This is a genomic window from Scandinavium hiltneri, assembly GCF_024764835.1.
Taxonomy (GTDB): Bacteria; Pseudomonadota; Gammaproteobacteria; order Enterobacterales; family Enterobacteriaceae; genus Scandinavium; species Scandinavium hiltneri.
This window is the reverse complement of sequence record NZ_JALIGE010000073.1, coordinates 403,201-421,392: the sequence shown is the minus strand read 5'-3', so window position 1 is coordinate 421,392 and position 18,192 is coordinate 403,201. Positions and strand designations below refer to the sequence as shown.

19 protein-coding genes are annotated in these 18,192 nt (G+C 58.3%); 14 read left to right on the top strand and 5 right to left on the bottom strand.

The window, feature by feature from the left end; translation table 11 throughout:
- Nucleotides 1–5: 5 nt before the first annotated feature.
- The 4 genes from MUU47_RS12835 (at nucleotide 6) to MUU47_RS12820 (ending at nucleotide 4,464) form a co-directional block, all read left to right on the top strand.
- Nucleotides 6–737: an ABC transporter permease gene (locus MUU47_RS12835; protein ID WP_159755637.1), complete on the top strand. Its 732-nt coding sequence runs from the start codon at nucleotides 6–8 to the stop codon at nucleotides 735–737.
- Nucleotide 738: 1 nt separating this feature from the next.
- Entirely contained in the window at nucleotides 739–1,533 is a 795-nt protein-coding gene (locus MUU47_RS12830) for an ABC transporter ATP-binding protein (RefSeq protein ID WP_258988567.1), read from the top strand.
- Complete coding sequence (locus tag MUU47_RS12825) at nucleotides 1,530–3,026, top strand: HAL/PAL/TAL family ammonia-lyase (RefSeq protein ID WP_258988566.1); 1,497 nt, start codon at nucleotides 1,530–1,532, stop codon at nucleotides 3,024–3,026. The genes MUU47_RS12830 and MUU47_RS12825 overlap by 4 nt, the downstream gene beginning before the upstream one ends.
- A gap of 61 nt (nucleotides 3,027–3,087) precedes the next feature.
- On the top strand, nucleotides 3,088–4,464 hold the full coding sequence (locus MUU47_RS12820; protein ID WP_258988597.1) for a purine-cytosine permease family protein: 1,377 nt from the start codon (nucleotides 3,088–3,090) through the stop codon (nucleotides 4,462–4,464).
- 78 nt (nucleotides 4,465–4,542) lie between these two features.
- Here MUU47_RS12820 and MUU47_RS12815 read toward each other — a convergent pair whose 3' ends face one another.
- The 5 genes from MUU47_RS12815 to MUU47_RS12795 all read right to left on the bottom strand — a co-directional run bounded on the left by MUU47_RS12815 (nucleotide 4,543) and on the right by MUU47_RS12795 (nucleotide 9,861).
- On the bottom strand, nucleotides 4,543–5,916 hold the full coding sequence (locus MUU47_RS12815; RefSeq protein ID WP_258988565.1) for a serine/threonine protein kinase: 1,374 nt from the start codon (nucleotides 5,914–5,916) through the stop codon (nucleotides 4,543–4,545).
- A 31-nt stretch (nucleotides 5,917–5,947) separates the two neighbouring features.
- Nucleotides 5,948–6,898, bottom strand: a complete 951-nt coding sequence (locus tag MUU47_RS12810; protein ID WP_258988564.1) for a hypothetical protein — start codon at nucleotides 6,896–6,898, stop codon at nucleotides 5,948–5,950.
- 58 nt (nucleotides 6,899–6,956) lie between these two features.
- The gene (locus MUU47_RS12805) at nucleotides 6,957–7,454 is read right to left on the bottom strand and encodes an SH3 domain-containing protein (RefSeq protein ID WP_258988563.1); all 498 of its coding nucleotides are present in this window, start codon (nucleotides 7,452–7,454) and stop codon (nucleotides 6,957–6,959) included.
- A 337-nt stretch (nucleotides 7,455–7,791) separates the two neighbouring features.
- Entirely contained in the window at nucleotides 7,792–8,802 is a 1,011-nt protein-coding gene (gap, locus tag MUU47_RS12800) for a type I glyceraldehyde-3-phosphate dehydrogenase (protein ID WP_258988562.1), read from the bottom strand.
- A gap of 78 nt (nucleotides 8,803–8,880) precedes the next feature.
- Nucleotides 8,881–9,861, bottom strand: a complete 981-nt coding sequence (locus tag MUU47_RS12795; RefSeq protein WP_258988561.1) for a GlxA family transcriptional regulator — start codon at nucleotides 9,859–9,861, stop codon at nucleotides 8,881–8,883.
- A gap of 161 nt (nucleotides 9,862–10,022) precedes the next feature.
- Here MUU47_RS12795 and MUU47_RS12790 point away from each other — a divergent pair, with 161 nt between their 5' ends.
- The 10 genes from MUU47_RS12790 to MUU47_RS12745 all read left to right on the top strand — a co-directional run bounded on the left by MUU47_RS12790 (nucleotide 10,023) and on the right by MUU47_RS12745 (nucleotide 18,098).
- Entirely contained in the window at nucleotides 10,023–10,496 is a 474-nt protein-coding gene (locus MUU47_RS12790) for a MarR family winged helix-turn-helix transcriptional regulator (protein WP_258988560.1), read from the top strand.
- A 332-nt stretch (nucleotides 10,497–10,828) separates the two neighbouring features.
- Nucleotides 10,829–11,953: an amidase gene (locus MUU47_RS12785; protein ID WP_258988559.1), complete on the top strand. Its 1,125-nt coding sequence runs from the start codon at nucleotides 10,829–10,831 to the stop codon at nucleotides 11,951–11,953.
- Nucleotides 11,954–12,056: 103 nt separating this feature from the next.
- Nucleotides 12,057–13,184, top strand: coding sequence for an acyl-CoA dehydrogenase family protein (locus MUU47_RS12780; RefSeq protein WP_258988558.1), 1,128 nt, complete (start codon nucleotides 12,057–12,059; stop codon nucleotides 13,182–13,184).
- A gap of 19 nt (nucleotides 13,185–13,203) precedes the next feature.
- Nucleotides 13,204–13,563: an IacB protein gene (locus tag MUU47_RS12775; protein ID WP_258988557.1), complete on the top strand. Its 360-nt coding sequence runs from the start codon at nucleotides 13,204–13,206 to the stop codon at nucleotides 13,561–13,563.
- 11 nt (nucleotides 13,564–13,574) lie between these two features.
- Entirely contained in the window at nucleotides 13,575–14,117 is a 543-nt protein-coding gene (locus MUU47_RS12770) for a nuclear transport factor 2 family protein (RefSeq protein ID WP_258988556.1), read from the top strand.
- Nucleotides 14,107–15,420 (top strand): aromatic ring-hydroxylating oxygenase subunit alpha, encoded by a 1,314-nt coding sequence (locus MUU47_RS12765; RefSeq protein WP_258988555.1) that lies wholly within the window; start codon nucleotides 14,107–14,109, stop codon nucleotides 15,418–15,420. Before MUU47_RS12770 ends, MUU47_RS12765 begins: the two co-directional genes overlap by 11 nt.
- The gene (locus MUU47_RS12760; protein WP_309578247.1) at nucleotides 15,420–15,899 is read left to right on the top strand and encodes an aromatic-ring-hydroxylating dioxygenase subunit beta; all 480 of its coding nucleotides are present in this window, start codon (nucleotides 15,420–15,422) and stop codon (nucleotides 15,897–15,899) included. Before MUU47_RS12765 ends, MUU47_RS12760 begins: the two co-directional genes overlap by 1 nt.
- 10 nt (nucleotides 15,900–15,909) lie before the next feature.
- Nucleotides 15,910–16,650, top strand: a complete 741-nt coding sequence (locus MUU47_RS12755; RefSeq protein ID WP_258988553.1) for an SDR family NAD(P)-dependent oxidoreductase — start codon at nucleotides 15,910–15,912, stop codon at nucleotides 16,648–16,650.
- Nucleotides 16,651–16,660: 10 nt separating this feature from the next.
- Nucleotides 16,661–17,593, top strand: coding sequence for a PDR/VanB family oxidoreductase (locus tag MUU47_RS12750; RefSeq protein WP_258988552.1), 933 nt, complete (start codon nucleotides 16,661–16,663; stop codon nucleotides 17,591–17,593).
- 10 nt (nucleotides 17,594–17,603) lie between these two features.
- Entirely contained in the window at nucleotides 17,604–18,098 is a 495-nt protein-coding gene (locus tag MUU47_RS12745) for a flavin reductase (protein WP_258988551.1), read from the top strand.
- Nucleotides 18,099–18,192: the final 94 nt, after the last annotated feature.

Below are 18,192 nucleotides of genomic sequence, written 5' to 3'. Positions count from 1 at the left end.
CGCAAATGGTTATCGACGTGGCTTTTTTGACTGACACTTTCCTCAAGCTGAGCGCCGCGTTGCCGGTGACGCTGGGGTTATTTATCTGTTCGTTCCTGCTCGGCGGCGTGCTGGCGCTGGGCATTCTGGCGATGCGTATGAGTCAGTGGCGCGCGCTGAGTGCCTTTGCCCGCGGCTACATTCTGGTGTTTCGCGGTTCGCCGCTGCTGATTCAGCTGTTCCTGATTTACTACGGCCTGGGGCAGTTTGGCGTGATCCGCCACAGCTTTATGTGGCCGCTATTACGCGAGCCGTTTATCTGCGCAGTGCTGGCGCTTTCATTATGTACCGCGTCCTACACCGCAGAAATCCTGCGCGGTGGCCTGCTGGCGATACCGGTCGGGCAAATCGAAGCCGGACGCGCCTGCGGGATGTCTCGCCTGCTGCTGTTACGGCGGATTATCGCTCCGGTGATGCTGCGTTACGCGCTCCCGGCGTATTCCACCGAGGCGATACTGCTGGTGAAATCCACCGCGCTGGCAAGCCTGGTTACGGTGTGGGATGTCACCGGCGTGGCTCAGCAAATCATTCAGCGGACCTATCGCACCATGGAAGTGTTCCTCTGTGCTGCCGCGATTTACCTGGTCCTCAATTTTATTATTGTCCAGCTGTACGCCTTGCTTGAACGTCGGCTGACGCCGCATACCCGCCAGAGCCCGAGTACCCTCGCGCTGAAGCCTGTCACCAAAGGAGAATAATATGCACGATTCGCGTCCAGTCACCCTGTCGGTCAGCGGAATTCACAAATCCTTTGGCATGCTTGACGTGCTGAAAGGCATCTCCATCGACGCGCAAAAGGGCGATGTGATTTCGATTCTTGGCGCCAGCGGCTCCGGAAAAAGTACGCTGCTGCGCTGTATTAATTTGCTCGAAACCCCGGACGCTGGCGTGGTCAGCGTTGGCGGGGAAACGATTGAAATGAAGCAACATGCGCGTGGGCATCAGCTGGCGGCGAACCCGAAACAGGTTGAACGCCTGCGTTCACGGCTGGGGATGGTATTTCAGAGCTTTAACCTGTGGTCGCACATGACGGTGCTGCAAAACGTAATTGAAGGGCCGCACTACGTGCTCAAGCGCAATAAACGCGAATGCATCGAACAGGCAGAACAATTGCTGGACCGCGTCGGGCTGCTCAACCGCAAAGACTATTACCCGGCGCAACTCTCCGGTGGTCAGCAACAGCGCGTGGCGATTGCCCGGGCGCTGGCAATGGACCCGGACGTCATGCTGTTTGATGAACCGACCTCGGCGCTCGACCCTGAACTGGTGGGCGAGGTGCTGAAAGTGATGCGTAGCCTGGCGGAAGAGGGACGCACGATGCTGGTGGTGACGCACGAACTCGGTTTTGCGCGTCATGTTTCGAACCGGGTGGTATTTATGCATCAGGGCAATATCGACTGCGAAGGGGCACCTGACGCACTGTTTGGCGAGCAGGGTTCGCCACGTTTTCAGCAGTTTATCTCCAGCCACTATCGCCAGGAGCAACCATTGTGAGTGCAACCATCGAATGGGGTGACCAGCCATTACGCTGGCAGGATGTGGCGCACGTCGCACGCGGCAACGCCATCTTAACGCTGAGTGCCAGCACCTGGGCGCGCATCGCGCAGGGCCGGGAGATAGTGAATCTGATCGTCGCCTCGGGCCATGTGGCGTACGGGGTGAATACCGGTTTAGGCGCGTTGTGCAATATCAGTCTGGCGGAAGAACAGCTCAACCAGTTGTCGCGTAATACGCTGCTCAGCCATGCCTGCGGGGTCGGGCCATTACTGGACGAGGCGCAAACCCGGGCCATTATGTGCGCGGCGATTGCCAACTACAGCCACGGCAAATCCGGCATTTCACCGGCGATTGTCGAGCAGTTGCTGGCGTTTCTGAATCAGCGTATTACGCCGCAGGTGCCGTCGCAGGGGTCAGTGGGCTATCTCTCGCACATGGCGCATATCGGCCTCGCGGTGATGGGCGTCGGGGACGTCAGCTGGCAAGGGCAGGTTGTGCCCGCGCAGCAGGCGTTGGCACAAGCCCGGCTGGAGCCTATTTCGCCAGGTGCAAAAGAGGGGTTGAGTCTGGTGAACGGCACGCCGTGCATGACCGGCCTGGCGTGTCTGGCACTCGACGATGCACAGCGTCTGCTCGACTGGGCCGACGTAACCGGGGCGATGAGTTTTGAAGCCCTGCGCGGACAGATTGTGGCCTTTGATGCCGAAATCCTGGCGCTGAAGGCCAGTCCCGGGATCCAGCACTGCGGTGCAAGACTGCGCCAGCTGCTGGCTGACAGCCCGTTGCTGGCCGAAAGCGTCGGCGTGCGCACCCAGGACGCGCTTAGCCTGCGCTCGATGCCGCAGGTTCATGGCGCGTGCCGTGACCAGTTTGATCATGCGCGCACTCAGGTAGAAACCGAGCTCAACGCCTGCACCGATAACCCATTGGTGCTTGGCACGCCGGACAACTGGCGGGTGGTGTCGCAGGCTAATCCACACGGTGAATCAGTGGCGATGGCTTGTGACCTGCTGGCGATTGCGATGGCGGAACTGGGCAGCATGTCCGAGCGTCGTCTTGACCGCTTAGTGAATCCGCTGGTTAGCGGCCTGCCTGCATTTCTGGTGGCCAGGCCGGGGGTCAATTCCGGGATGATGATCGCCCAGTATGTGGCGGCGTCGCTGTGCGGGGAGAATAAACAGCTCGCACAGCCTGCGGTGCTCGATAACTTTGTCACCTCAGCGTTGCAGGAAGATCATCTGAGCCTCGGCACCGGCAGTGCGTTAAAGCTGCATCGGCTGATCGGCAATCTGTATCACATCATCGGCATTGAATATCTGTTGGCGGCACAGGCGCTGCATTTCCACGGCGAGCAAAAACTGGCTCAGGGTACGCGTCACAGCCTGGCGCTGCTGCGTGAGACGGTCGCGCCGTGGGAAGAGGATCGCTGGCTGGCACCAGAAATCTCCAAAGCGGTAGCAACCCTTAAAAATCATCAACCGGGATTTTAGCGAGGCAATTATGTCTTCATTTTCACCAACCGACACCCAAGCAGGCAACACCCGGGAGCGCATCGCCGAGACGCGCTCCATAGACTACATCCCGGATAACGAGCGTCATGGCCATATCTTCAGCCAGTTCACGCTGTGGTTTGGCGGTAATTTACAGATAACCGCGATTGTCACCGGCGCGCTGGCGGTGGTGCTCGGGGGCGACGTGGTATGGTCGCTGATTGGCCTGCTGGTGGGGCAGATTTTGGGCGCGGGCGTGATGTCGCTGCACGCGTTGCAAGGGCCGCGTCTGGGCTTACCGCAGATGATAATCAGTCGCGCGCAGTTTGGCGTGTTTGGGGCGGTTATCCCGCTGGCGCTGGTGTGCGTGATGTACGTAGGCTTTTCCGCCAGCGGCACGGTGCTGGCCGGGCAGGCGATGGCGAAACTGCTGTCGGTGAGTAACAACGCCGGGATGATTATCTTCAGCGCGGTGATTATCGTCATCGCGGTGCTGGGCTATAAAGTCATTCACAAACTCGGCAAACTGGCGAGCCTTGTCGGTGTACTGGCGTTTGCGTGGCTATTTGTTTCCCTGCTGCTGTCGACTGATTTCGCCACCATCGCGCAGAACAACCATTTCACGTTGCCAAACTTCTTGCTGGCGGTGTCGTTGTCGTCGTCCTGGCAAATCGCATTCTGTCCCTATGTATCCGACTACTCGCGCTATCTGCCGCGTAACGTCTCCGGCAAAAAGACGTTCTTTGCGGTCTTTAGCGGCACGGTGTTAGGCACCCAGGCGTCTATGACCCTCGGCGTCATCACCGCGGCCATCGCGGGCAGCGCCTTTCCGGGCCATGAAGTGAGCTACATCGTGGGGCTGGGCAAAAACGAAATGATGGCGATGGTGATTTATTTCGCTATCTGCTTTGGCAAAATCACGTTCACCACTCTGAATGCCTACGGCAGCTTTATGTCGCTGACAACCATTGTCTCCGGTTTCCGCCAGCAGGTGACGCTGAGCACGAAATGCCGTGTGATTTTCGTGGTGATGATGGTGGCGATTTCCTGCGTGATTGCCCTGCTGAGTGAACCGGCGTTCCTCAAACATTTCACCCATTTCCTGCTGTTCCTGCTGGCATTCTTTGTGCCGTGGAGCGCCATCAGTCTGTGCGATTACTACCTGATTTCTCGCCAGTCGGTGGACATCCCGGCGCTGTTTGACCCGAAAGGCTGCTACGGTTACTGGAATTTTTATGGCATCGCGGTGTATGTAACGGGCGTGCTTATCCAGCTGCCGTTCATCGAAAACCCGCTGTTCCATGGGGCGTTAACGTGGATGTTTGCCGGGAATGATGTGTCGTGGATTATTGGCTGGGTGGGAACCGCGCTGTTGTATCTCGGCCTGCATAAGCTGGACAGACGCGCGCTGCCTGCCCAGACCGTTTATCCGTCGTAAGGCATTCCAATAACGTTTCGATTTTGTGAATTTTGTAGGCCCGGCAAGCTTGCGCCGCCGGGCATTGCAATGAAAGGATCACGCCTGCGGGTTTAACAACCACGTGCCGGGTTTATCGACAGTGATGCTGGCGCTGCGGGGCTGTTTGGCGTTACGCAATGTAATCACGTACTGACCGGACGAAAGCTGTACCGAGGCATAACCATTCACCGGGTTCGGCGTTTTCTGCGCCTTGCCGTTCACTTCCAGCTGATCACCTTCATCCACACGAATATACACCCGGGCGAGGGCGGTACCGGCTGCGACCGGCTTAGCCGAGTTTTCGGCGGTAACGGTGCCCGTCATTGGCGCTTTAGACGCCACCTCCGTAGACCCGTGCTGACCAAACAACACCGCGCCGGCAATCAAACCGACCACGACGCCACCGGCAATCTGCAACGGCGTGCGGTACGACGTCCACCACGGCAGGACGGAAGTCTCTTGCTGTGGCTCTTGCTCAATCGCCATCAGCATCGAGCCGGTCTGGCTTTCTGCTGGCAGAGTGTGAGTCTCATTCAGGCTGATGCCCGCCAGTGCGGTAAATTCGGCGATCGTCTGCGGACGGTCTTCCGGGCGCAGCGCCAGGGTGCTGTCGATAGCCTGTAACAGCTCAAGCGAATAGCCTTCCGGGCGACTTTCCACCAGCGGTACGCAGTTATCCTGAATGCTGCGCGTGACGCTGGCTGGCGGCCGATTACCGGTTACCAGCGTATAAAGAATGGCACCTAACGAGTAAATATCCGTCCACGGTCCTGGCGGGTTATCGGCGTCATCAGAATATTGTTCCAGCGGCGTAAAGCCCGGATGCAGAAGGGTTTTATTCACCTCACCACTTTCCGCGCCGCTCTGGCGCAGGGCACCAAATTCCAACAGCAGCGGCAGGCCGTTGTCCTGAATCAGAATGCTGTTCAGCGACAGGCGGCAGTGGATATAGCCTTTCTCATGCAGCGCAGCCAACGCCCCGCACAGCATCGGCAGCATGTGGCGGATCCACACTTCGTTAATGCGTTCCGGATGATGTTGGAAAAGCTCGGCCAGCGTCATGCCGCTGTACACCGGGGTCGCGGCATAGGCCGTTTCGTTGTAGGTCCAGAAACGCAGAATTTGCACCACGTTCGGGTGATTCAGACGCGCCAACTGACGCGCTTCCTGAATAAATCCGTCGAGGCCGACGCTAAACGCTGACTGGTCCTGTTTGCTGCGCGGCACCAGGCGCTGCGTTTCACTACGAACCGTCAGGGTACGCGGCAAAAATTCGCGAATGGCGACCTGGCGTTCAAGCTGATGATCGAGGGCGCGATAAACGATGTTGTCGTTACTGGCGTCAATGACATCCTGAATTTCAAACTCATCAAAGCGATAACCGGACGGCAAAGCGTCAGGCGGGCGCTGTGTGTAATCGCTATCTGTCATGCTACGGATCTCTGCTCAAAAAGTGACAAGATCAATTCTGTGTGCGCCATGCACCCACCGCCGGGTCACGCAGCTGCGTTTGCAGGGAGTCAATCAACAGCAGGGTGACCGGGCTATCAGGCGCCAGCCAACTGGCCCAGGCTTTGCGCACCTGATTGAGCTGTTTTTGCAGATTGGCTTCATCCATCGCCATTTCACGCGGCACTTTAACCGCAATGGTGCCGCTGGCCGCCCACGCGTTAAGCTCTGGTTTGTACGGCAGGATCATCCAGCTTTGCGGTGCCTGTTCATTGCTGACCACCATCCGCTCGTTGTTGAGGGTGGTTATTAGCAGGTTGTCGGCATCAATGCCGTCACGCAGACCGCTCACCGGGAAACCGTGCACGAAGGTCATCGGCAGGCGTTTTTCGCCCGCGTTGCCACTCTGAATCACGTCGCTGCGACCGCTTAACCAGCCGCCTTTTTCGCACTGGCCCTCAGGAATAAACAGCGCAGATGCGCCTGCGTTAGCAGCCCAGAAGGTACGCAGACGACAGCCATCCTGCAGGGTAAATTCCTGCCACGGCGTGCGGTCTGCCGGGGTAGATTTATCCTCAGGTTGCGTCGCGATGGCCGGACTGTCGGCCATCACCGGCGTCACTTTCACATCCCAGTCGTTCGCGCGATCGGCGGTACCAAAGGCCAGCGCCGCACCCTGTGGGTCTTCGAGTCGCCAGTGCACGCGCTGCAGGGTGGAGCACTGACTTTCCAGCAGCGTGCCGAGACGTGGCATAAAACCGGTCAGGATCGACGGGGATTTATCGCCGTTGGCGACAATGCGCAGCGGAAGCTCTTTCGCACACCAGTTCTGCGGTGAATTGCTCTTGATGTTATCGATCCAGATATCCAGCTTCTGCGAAGGTGACTGTACAAAACGGTAGTTCTCTGCCCATACGGTCGAAGATGCCAGCAGCAACGCCACACCTGAAAGCCAGAGTTTCATAGATTTCCTTTATGCGTCTCAAAAACGGGTAAACCCAAGCGAGGGAACAGGATAAAGATTAGTTAATTATCCAGGTTCCGCTGTTCGCGTTCTGACAAGCTTTGCTGTTGCTGTCCACGTTAACGCAGGTGGTTTTTTTGTTGCTCGACTTGCGGGTACGTGGCCGGTCTTTTTTCAGGGTCTGTGCATACAGCTCGCTTTTGACCAGCGCGCGCGGCGGAACGTAGCCAATCAGCTCCGGTTGGTCTTCTTCGGCAATCGCCAGCCAGTTGTTCTGGACGCTGCCGAGCACGGTATAGGTTTTACCGTTTTCCAGTTCGCTCAGAACCTTGCCGCCAAAATCAGGAGTATTCATGACAGAACCGGCGTACAGCGCGCGATAGCTGGCATTAACAGGGGTAAATTCTGTCGGGACGGTAACGATATAACGGTGAGTCAGCGTAACGCCATTGACCTGGCTTGTGACCAGCGTGTCGTCGGTCATGGTGGGTGCAGGGGCTTTACAGCCGACCAGCACGGTCACTATCAACAGAGGCAAGAGATTTCGTAATTTCATTCAGACGTTCCCTGCAAATCGGGGTTAGGCCCAATGGTCATGGTGCTGCCTGCGGAGCAGGGATGACTCATGGCGTAGACGACGCACAGAGATAGTCACCGAGCAAACAACATTCTGACCCGGGATTCCACTATATATTTAACAAGTGTTTAGCACGGATTGTCTGATTTTACATAGCCTGTTTAACAATACAATGCTGATAACACGGATATTTTTAGCACATCGGATTGATTTATAAGCAAAGGCACGCGTTCGCAGCGAATTTTGTGGGGATTAAACGAAACGAGGAATGTGACGGAACTGACCCCCGGTTACCCGGGAGTCGTGGTGAAGCAGATTAACGTTCTTGCTGCGCCATCAGCAGGGCAAGGTCGACCAGGCGATTGGAGAAGCCCCATTCGTTGTCATACCAGGCGAGGATTTTCACCATATTGCCGCCAATCACCAGCGTCGAAAGGCCATCAATAATTGACGAGCGCGGGTCGCCCTGGTAATCGCTGGACACTAACGGCTCATCGCTATAGCCGAGGATGCCTTTTAGCGGGCCAGAAGCCGCCGCCTGACGGAACGCGTCATTCACTTCTTGCGCAGTAACATCGCGCTCAAGGGTAACGGTCAGGTCGACAATCGACACCACCGGGACCGGGACACGCAGCGAATAGCCGGTCAAACGCCCGTCAAGTTCAGGGATAACTTTGCCGAGCGCTTTCGCCGCGCCGCTGGAGTAGGGCACGATAGAGAGCGCTGCGGCTCGCGCCCCGCGCAGGTCTTTCTCCGGCTGGTCGTGCAGAACCTGGCTGTTGGTGTAGGCGTGTGTGGTGTTCATCAGGCCATGTTGAATGCCGAAATGCTGGTGAAGTACCTGCGCCGCCGGGGCGAGACCGTTGGTGGTGCAGCTGCCGTTACTCACCACGCTGTGTTTTTGCGGATCGTAGAGCTGGTGGTTGACGCCCATCACCACTGTTAAATCGTCATTTTTGCCTGGCGCGGAAATGATGACGCGCTTCGCGCCACCGCTGTGGATGTGCACCGCCGCTTTTTCGCGATCGGTGAATAAACCGGTGGCTTCAATCACGATATCCACCTCAACGTCGCGCCATGGAATATTCGCCGGGTCGCGTTCGCTGAACACGGTTATCGTCTGGCCGTCGACTCGCAGCCCGCCCTCGACGGCTTCTACGCTGGCGGAGAACGTGCCGAGCAACGAATCGTATTTCAACAAATGCGCCAGCGTTTTGCTGTCCGTTAAATCATTGATCGCCACAATCTGTAAATTGGGGTTGCCGAATGCCGCGCGTAAAACGTTGCGACCAATCCTGCCGAAACCATTAATACCGACCTTAACCATGATCAACTCCTTCTCTGTTGTCTATGGCGTAACTGTAGGCGGGCAGGGTTTTGGCGTAAACGACAAAAAAGGATCATATTACGCCATTTTGCGACAATGAAAGCGCTGGCGATACTCACCCGGCGTCAGGTGCAATTGTTTTTCAAACAGGCGACGCAGATTGATGCTGCTGCCAAACCCGGTCTGTTCGGCAATGCGATCGAGCGGGTCATTAGTTTGTTCCAGACGCTCACGGGCAGCGGCCAGACGCGCTTCGGCCACGTAGCGGGCCGGAGACGCTCCGGTTTCACGGGTAAACACGCGGGTAAAGTTTCGTGGGCTCATGGCGGCTTTTTCTGCCAATTTTTCCACGCACAGGTCGGCGGTGATGTTGTCGAGGATCCACGCCAGCAGCGCGTTCAACGGGCCGTGTCCGTCGGATTGTTTCAGGTTATAGCGGCTAAACTGGAGCTGTCCCCCGGGGCGACGCAGGTACATCACCATGTCCTGGGCGATATCGCGGGCGAGGGTGAAGCCATAGTCTTCTTCGACCAGCGCCAGCGTGAGGTCGAAGCCGGTACTGACGCCGCCCGAAGTCCAGACGTGGCCGTCCTGAACGTACAGCGGCCCGGCTTCGACGTTGATCTGCGGGTATTCGGCTTTCAACGTGTCGAGCAATTTCCAGTGGGTGGTGGCCCGTTTGCCTTCCAGCAATCCGGCCTGCGCCAGTAAAAGTGCGCCGCCGCACACGGAGGCCACGCGTCGGGCATGCGGAGCCGCAAGGTGCAGCCAGTCGACAACCGCGATGGATTCCAGCGGGTCCTGTCCGCGACCGGTAATGATAATGGTGTCCAGCGGTTCACGTGGGTCCAGCTCGTGCAAACGGTGATCGGCCAGCAGATTTAACCCTGACTGGCCGTGAATAACCTGATGCGGTTGGGTGGTAGCGAGTGCCACGTGATAACGCGGCTGCGCCGGACCTTCCGGATGCAGGCGATTGGCCTGCATCAGAATGTCGGCAATACCGGCGGACTCAAACAACATGCCGCCGTCGGGGACGATAATCAGGATTTTTTTCATGTCCTGAAAAGTACACCTGGTACAGTTTAAGTCAAGCCAGTAATGCAACAATCTTCCTTTCCCTTTTTGCTGCCCAGTTTAACGGCGCATTGAGGCTATAGCCGCCATGGATTCGCAGGTATAATCGCGATATCTGCTGCTTTTTTCTGGTAAGGAAACGCATGAGTAACATAAAAAAAACCGCTGAGGACACAGCCACCGATCCTGGCTTCCATCGCGAAGAATTTCCGTTTTACTGGATTGTGAATGTCTACGCGCGCTACACGCAACTCATGGAAATTACACTGAAAAAAGCGCAGCTCGATGTTTCTGGTTTTCGGGTGTTGATGGTGACGCACCAGTACGGCAAAGCCAGCATTTCGCAGATTGCGGAATACGCGATGGCCAAAATGCCGACGGTCACCAAAATCGTTGGCCGCCTGCGCGAAGACGGTCTGGTGACCACCGCCAGCAGCGAAAGTGACGCCCGCGTAACCGAAGTGATGCTCACTGAACTCGGGCGGCAAAAAGTGGAAGAAGCCTACGCCCAGGCCAGCAAAGTGTTTGAAAAAGGGTTCAAGGGCATGACCAGCAGCCAGGTCGCAAAAATGAATCTTTCGCTGGCAAAAGTGCTCGATAACCTCAACGAACTTTGACCCTTAACCACGCAATGACAAATTTGTGATCCGCTTAGAAACCTCTCATAACCATCTGTAATTACACATCTTTTAAAGCAAGGTCGTCAGCATTGAACATGACGACTTTCCGCTTCAATTCCGCCATTTTTGTTTTATTTTTCATCAGCCTGACGTAATAACCTTTCACTCCAAAAGGTTAATGAATTGTTGCTTGCTAGTAAAATTAACGTGAAAGATTACTTGAATATTCATCTAAATGTTCCATGATTGATCCAACGTTAGTCAGGACAAAAGGTCGCATTGACGACTCGCCTGAATATGATTCGTTTTTTCTGGTCAAGGTATTAATCATGAAGCCAGTTTCTGTGAGCAAAGGTTTTGTAGAACAGTTTGTCCTCGGTGAGGGCGATCTTCGTTTTGCGGTTAAAGACACGCTGGACGTGGCAGGTTTCCCGACCCGGGCAGGCTGTCGGGCACTGGAAAACGCCCCGGATGCCGAACACCATGCCAGCGTGGTTACCACGCTGCTGGGTAAGCGTTGCGTACTGACTGGCAAAACAACGCTGCATGAGCTGGCGTTTGGCGTGACGGGCATCAATGCCTGGGGCGGTACACCGCTCAACACGCGCTTCCCTGATGTGATCCCCGGCGGTTCATCCAGCGGTTCGGCGGCGGTGGTGGCCTCAGGCGAAGTCGATTTTTCCCTCGGCACCGACACCGGCGGCTCCGTGCGAATGCCTGCGGCCTGCTGTGGGGTTATCGGCCTCAAGCCCGGTTACGGCGTTTTGAGCCGCCAGGGCGTAATGCCTGCGGACAGCTCGCTGGACTGCGTCGGCGTATTCACCCGTGATGCCGCGGTGCTGCGCAAGGCGATGACCCGACTCGGCGTTGTTGTCAACGAACCCTTGTCCGTGCTGCCAGCGATGTCGTTCCTTTCCGCTGCAACCCCTGAAATTGATGCCTGCCTGCGGGCTTTACTCGAACAATATTCCGTGCAGCCTCGTGACGCAGAGCTGTCGCTGTTTGCCGACGCGCACCGCGCTGGACTGACCATCATCAGCCACGAAAACTGGCTGGCGCTGAATCCGCTGCTGGCGAGCGGGCAGGTGTCCGCTGACGTGGCGTCACGTATTCGCTCAGGGGCTGACGTCAGCCCGGAAGCGCTCGACGCCGCCGAACAGATTCGCCGCGATTTCAGTGCGCAGCTCGATGCCTTACTGGCGCAAACTCCCTTGCTGGCGTTGGCGACCTTGCCGGAACTTCCGCCTACGCTGAACGAGGCGCAAGACCCGCTGAGCGTGGTCAACCTCACTCGGCTGGTGCGACCGTTCAACCTGAGCGGGCACCCGGCACTGTCGCTGCCGGTGGGTGAATGCCATGGCCGCCCGGTGGCTCTCCAGCTGGTGGCGGCCAAAGGCCACGACGGTTTGCTGGTGCAGGCCGCCGAATGGCTGACCCAGCGACGACGTCACTAATCTCTTAATTTCGCTTTTCTTTCCCTGATGACTCAGTGAGTACGACTCATTGCGGCCTCGTGCGCCCTGAACGCGCCGCAAATAACAAAAACCGGAGGAAGCTATGTCTGCCGTACCGATTCGTGAAGCGCTGGTTCCGCTGTTGAGTGACGTTGCCACTCGCAGCGCCGATTTTGAGCATCAGCGCCATATTTCTGACGACGTGATCGCCCGCTTCAAACAGGTCGGCGTTTACCGCGCGCTGGTGCCGAAAATGTACGGCGGCGATGAATGCTCCCCGGCTGAGTTCTGCGAATTGGTCGAGCAAATCGCCACCGCCGACGGGTCGGCTGGCTGGGTCGCCAGCTTCGGCATGAGCCCGTTTTATCTCGGCGCACTGCCGCCGGACACCCTGAAAGAACTCTATCGCGACGGCCCGGACGTGGTGTTTGCAGGGGGCATCTTCCCGACGCAAAAAGCGCAGCAGGCCGACGGCGGCTATCGCGTCAGCGGTCGCTGGAGCTTTGCCAGCGGCAGCATGGGCGCTTCGGTATTAGGCGTCGGGATTCTGCCCGACGGCGAACAGGCGTTGCCGCGCATGGCGGTGCTGCCACGGGAAAATGTGCATATCGACCCTGTGTGGGACACCGTGGGCCTCGCCGGAACCGGCAGCCATGACCTGGTGGTCAACGACGCTTTTGTGCCACACGAATGGACCTTTATTCGCGGCGGAGCGCTGAATCTGGAAGGGCCGCTGTACCGCTATCCGGTGCTGTCGCTGGCGACGCAGGTGCTGTCCGTCGTCGCCCTTGGCGTGGCCCGGGCCGCGCTGAATGAAATTTACGCCATCGCCCATCGTCAGCAGTCCGTCACCGGCGCCCCGCGTCTGGCCGACAGACCGCAGGCGCAGATGCAAATCGCCCACTGCGAGGCCGAATTGCGCTCCGCCCGGGCCTGGTTTTACGACGCCATCGACGATGTCTGGCAAAAACTGCTGGCGGGGGAAGACGCGAGTTGCGAACAAATTAACGCGCTGCGTCTTTCATCGACCCACGTCACTCGGGTTTCCGCCGAGGTGGCACGCCAGGCGCTGGCACTCAATGGCATGGGTGGCGTGACCATGACCAGCCCGCTGCAACGCTACGTGCGCGACACGATGGTGATTACCCAACATGCCTTTATGGGCGACCTCTCGTACCTCAATGCCGGTACGGTCTTCTTTGGTGGCAAACCGCTGCCGGGTTACTTGTGATTTTTGAAAGGAGCAACAGATGAGCCAGTCAACAACCTTACGCGTGCTGTTTTGCATCGGCGTGAACCAGAACTTTTTCGATGCCAGCCCGGCAGAAGCCAAACAGGTGTGGGGCGCATTCGGCGTGATGATGAAAGGCATTGATGAAACGCCGGGCATCACCGTCATCGGCAATATGGACGACGACCAGCTGATGGTCGGCCCGTCCACCACCGCGCCGTGGACCACCTACGTGTTAGCCGACGCCGAGCGTCTGGAAAACGTCGCTGCCGTCTGCAACCTGTTCCGTAGCACCCCGGTCGGCGACGGCGGCAGCAAGCTGTGGAAGTACTGCAAAATCGAGGCCCGCGTGGGCCGTGAACTGATTATCCAGAACTGACGGAGCTGACGATGAACGCCCAGGATGCGCTGCGGTTGCAGCAGCTCGAAGACTATCAGGCAGCGCGGGTCTGCATCAGCGATTACATGCGTTTATGCGACCAGCTCGATACCCCGGAAACGGTACAGGCGATTGGCGCGCTGTTCAGCGTGGATGCCTGCTGGGAGGGCGTCGGTGAACCTTACGCCACGCGGCTCGGGCGTCATCTGGGCCGCGACGCCATTGTGAAAATGATGGCGGGCTACGTGCGTCAACCGGCGCATTTTGCGATGAACGCGCACTTCCTGTGTTCCGAAGCGCTGTGGCATGAACCGAACGGCACACTGCGCGGCCGCTGGCTGATGCTGCAAACCTCGGCATTTACCGCAGGCGGTGCGCATCTCAACGCCGCAGAGCTCAATGTGAGTTTTGTGCGCGAGGCGGGCGAGATGGTGATGCGCCATTTCACTACTCGCAACCTGTTCAGCCGCCCGGTAGACCACTGGCACGCGGCGGATGCCTTACCGGTTCCTGATAAAAACAAAGACGTGCAGGAGAATGGACATGCAATGTGATCACATCATTAATGTGAAAAATATCGATCCCGCGACGCCACCGACGCTGACGAGCGCGGAGATTGCGGCGCTGGTGAAATCCGACCGGGTACACACGTCGCTTTACACCTCAGAAGAACTGTTCCAGCTCGAACTGGACCGCATCTTCAGCAAAACCTGGGTATGGGTGGCGCACGCCAGCGAAATCCCTGACACCGGCAGCTTTAAAACCACGGAAATCGGCACTCAGCCGGTTATCGTGGTGCGCGATCGCAAAGGTACGGTGCACACCTTACTCAACCGCTGCCGCCACCGCGCGGCCACGGTATGCGAACACCGCAGTGGCAAAACCAACAGTTTTGTCTGCCCGTATCACGGCTGGGGCTACGCGCTGGACGGCAGTCTGCGCGGCGTGCCGCACCCGGAAAGCTACGCCGACCAGCTGGAAAAAGGCGAGCTGGGGCTGGTGTCTCTGCGCACCGAACAATACGCCGGAATGATTTTCGCCACCTTTAATGAGCAGATTGAACCGCTGGAAGACTTCCTCGGCGTTGCCAAAAAGTGGATGGACTTGTTCATGAAGCAGGGCGCGGGTTATCCGATTAAAACCGGGCCGGCACATCGTTTCCGCTTCCCTGGTAACTGGAAGATTCAGCTCGAAAACACCACCGACGGCTATCACTTCCCGGTGGTTCACCGTTCGTTTTTAAGCTCGGTCGATAAGCAAACCGAGGAGATGCTCAACTTTGTCGATGGCAGCGGCTACGTCGAAGATTTGGGCAACGGCCACAGCGTGATGGTGATGATCCCGGAACTGGTGGATTTAGACGCCAATCTCGACGCGCCAATCCCTGAACGCTTCACTGAGCTGGCCGACGCGCTACGCGTCGATCACGACGAAGACCAGGTCCGACGCATTGTGCGTGCCGTCGGCGGCTCCGGTTTTAACCTCAACATTTTCCCGAACATTGCCTGTTCGATGGCGTTCTTCCGCGTCTTGCAACCGGTGTCGGTACAAGAAACCGAAATTCACCATGCGGTGATAACGATGGACGGCGGGCCGGAAATTGCCAACCAGGCGCGGTTGCGTCTGCATGAACATTTCCAGGGGCCGATGGGCTTCGGCACGCCGGATGACTCCGAGGCGTGGGAGCGCGTACAGCGCGGGGCCACCGCGGGCGATGACTTGTGGATCATGCTCAACCGCGGGCTGGCGGGGGAATACCGTTCCGACGACGGACTGCGCAGCGACGTCAGCGCCGAAACCGGAATGCGTGCAGCTTACCAACAGTGGAAAAAATTGATGACGGAGACAGAACAATGATGACCCCAGATTCTGCCCTGTTTACCGCGATGGCGGTGGTCAATCTTGAAGGCGATTTGCTCGACCAGGGCGAATTTACGACCTGGCTGACGCTGTGGCAGCCGGACGGCCTGTACGTGGTGCCGATTGACCCGCAGGAAACCGATTTTAAAAACACCCTGAACTACGCCTGCGACGATCACCACATGCGCGAAAAACGGGTGAAGCGCCTCTACAGCGGGGAGTCTATTTCCACCACTCCGCGTGCCAGAACGCTGCGCACGCTGTCGCGCTTTCGGGTGCTGGAAGCGACCGACGACCAGATTGTGGTGCGCGGGGCGCAATCCCTGTGGGAGCACCGCAAAGGCCACAGCCGCCATTACGCGGCGGACATTACCTGGCAACTGCAACGCCACGGCGAAAGCTGGCTGATTGAGCAGAAGGTTATCCGACTGGTGAACAGCGACGATGTGTTGCACAGCATCGGCTACATCCTTTGAGGAGCGCGTTATGACACAAACCGCATTAGTCACCGGCGCGGCTGCCGGACTGGGCAACGTTATTGCCACGCATTTGCTGGAGCAAGGCTTCCAGGTGGTGATGACCGACGTGGACGCCGCCCGCGTGCAGCAGGCGGCCGACCGGATCGATAACGGGCAGGGCAAGGTACTGGCGCTGGCGCTGGACATTCGTCAGCCGCAGGATTTTTCCCGCGCGCTGGAGGCGACACTCGCGATGTTTGGCCGCCTTGAGGTGCTGGTTAACAACGCGGCGCTGACCCTGGCGACGCCGGTGATGGACATTGCGGTCGACGAGTTCGACCGGGTGATGACCACCAATCTGCGCGGCACGTTTGTCGGCTGTCAGACCCTGGGCCGCTACTTCGCCAGCCGTGGCTACGGGCGAATCATCAATCTGGCTTCACTCGCCGGACAAAACGGCGGTACCGCCTCGGGCGCGCACTACGCGGCGTCAAAGGGCGGCATTCTGACCCTGACCAAAATTTTTGCCCGCGAGCTGAGCAAATCCGGCGTGACGGTCAACGCCATTGCGCCCGGGCCGATGGATTCACCGGCGGTTCACGCCATCGTCCCGGAAGAGAAAATGGCGGGACTGTTGCAGATGATCCCGGTAGGCACCCTCGGCGATGCGGAGTTTGTCGCGCAGGCCGTGGCGTTGCTGGCTTCACCGCAGGCGTCGTTTGTCACCGGGGCAACCTGGGACATCAACGGCGGTCTGTTCATGCGTTGAGGAGCAAAACATGCTGACACTTCAGGTTATCCGGCGAGAGTTGCAGGGCGAGGTGGTTCTGCTGACGCTGGCCCATGTGGACGGAATCGCGCTGCCCGCGTTCAGCGCAGGGGCACACATCGACCTGCATCTGACCGGGGATCTTATTCGGCCTTACTCACTGTGCGGTGACCCGCAGGACCGCCAGCATTATCAGCTCGGCATTCTTAAGGACGGTAATTCGCAGGGCGGCTCGCTGGCGGTGCATGCCCTGCGCGAAGGCGACGCGATAACCGTCAGCGAACCGCGCAATCTGTTCACCCTCGATGAAAGCGCCGGGCACAGTCTGCTGATCGGCGGCGGGATTGGCATCACGCCGATGCTGGCGATGGCCGCCGAACTGCACGCCACCGGGCGTTCGTTCACGCTGCATTACTGCGCCCGGTCTCGCGGCCAGGCAGCGTTTGTCACGCAGCTGGAAAGTGCGCGCTACGCCGGGCAGGTGCATCTGCATTTCAGCGACCAGCAGCGCCTGAACCTGGACGCGGTGCTGAGCGATGTGCCGCCAAATACGCATGTCTACGTTTGCGGCCCGACGCGGCTGATGGACGCGGTAAACGATGGGGCGAAACGCCACGGCTATGCGGCAGAAAACGTTCATCAGGAGTGCTTCAGCGCCGAGGTGCAAACCGGCGGTGCGGCGTTTGAAGTGGTGGCGGCAACCAGCGGAATAACCGTTCAGGTGCTGGAAGACCAGACCATCGTGGAAGCGCTGGCGCAGGCGGGGTTGAAGGTGAACGTCTCCTGCAAACAGGGCATCTGCGGCAGCTGCCTGACGGATGTGCTGGAGGGCGATCCGGACCATCGCGACAGCTATCTCACCGACGAAGAAAAGGCCGACGGCGACCAGATTTTACTGTGCTGTTCCCGGTCGAAGTGCGGCCGCCTGGTTATCGACTTGTAAGGAATATCCCATGACTCTGCAAACTGAATTTCGTAACGCAATGGCCCAACTGGGGAGCGCGGTGTCGGTTATCACCACCGACGGCCCGGCGGGCAAATTTGGCTTCACGGCGTCTGCCGTGTGTAGCGTGACCGACCAGCCGCCAACTCTGCTGGTGTGCATGAACCGCAACTCCTTTGCTCATGAACACTTCAAACGCAACGGCACGCTGTGCGTGAACGTGTTATCGAGCGACCACCAGGCGCTGTCGGGCGTGTTTGCTAACGCCAGTTTGCGCTCAGAGGAACGTTTTGGACATGACCACTGGCAGGTGTTGAGCAGCGGCGCGCCGGTGCTGAGTTCGGCGGTGGCCTGCTTCGACTGCCTGATTGCCGACTGTCACGAAGTAGGCAGCCACTCGGTCTTTTACTGTCAGGTGCAGGCGATCCGCACCAGCGAGCAGCCGCGCGGGCTGGTCTGGTTCAATCGTCGTTACCATGCCATCGGGCATGACGTCGAGGCGTAAACCCACTCCTTCCTATAACAAGGGCAACGCGTGATGAGCAATGTGGCAACCGAAAATAACGTAACCGCCGGGGCCGTACCCCAGGACGCACAGC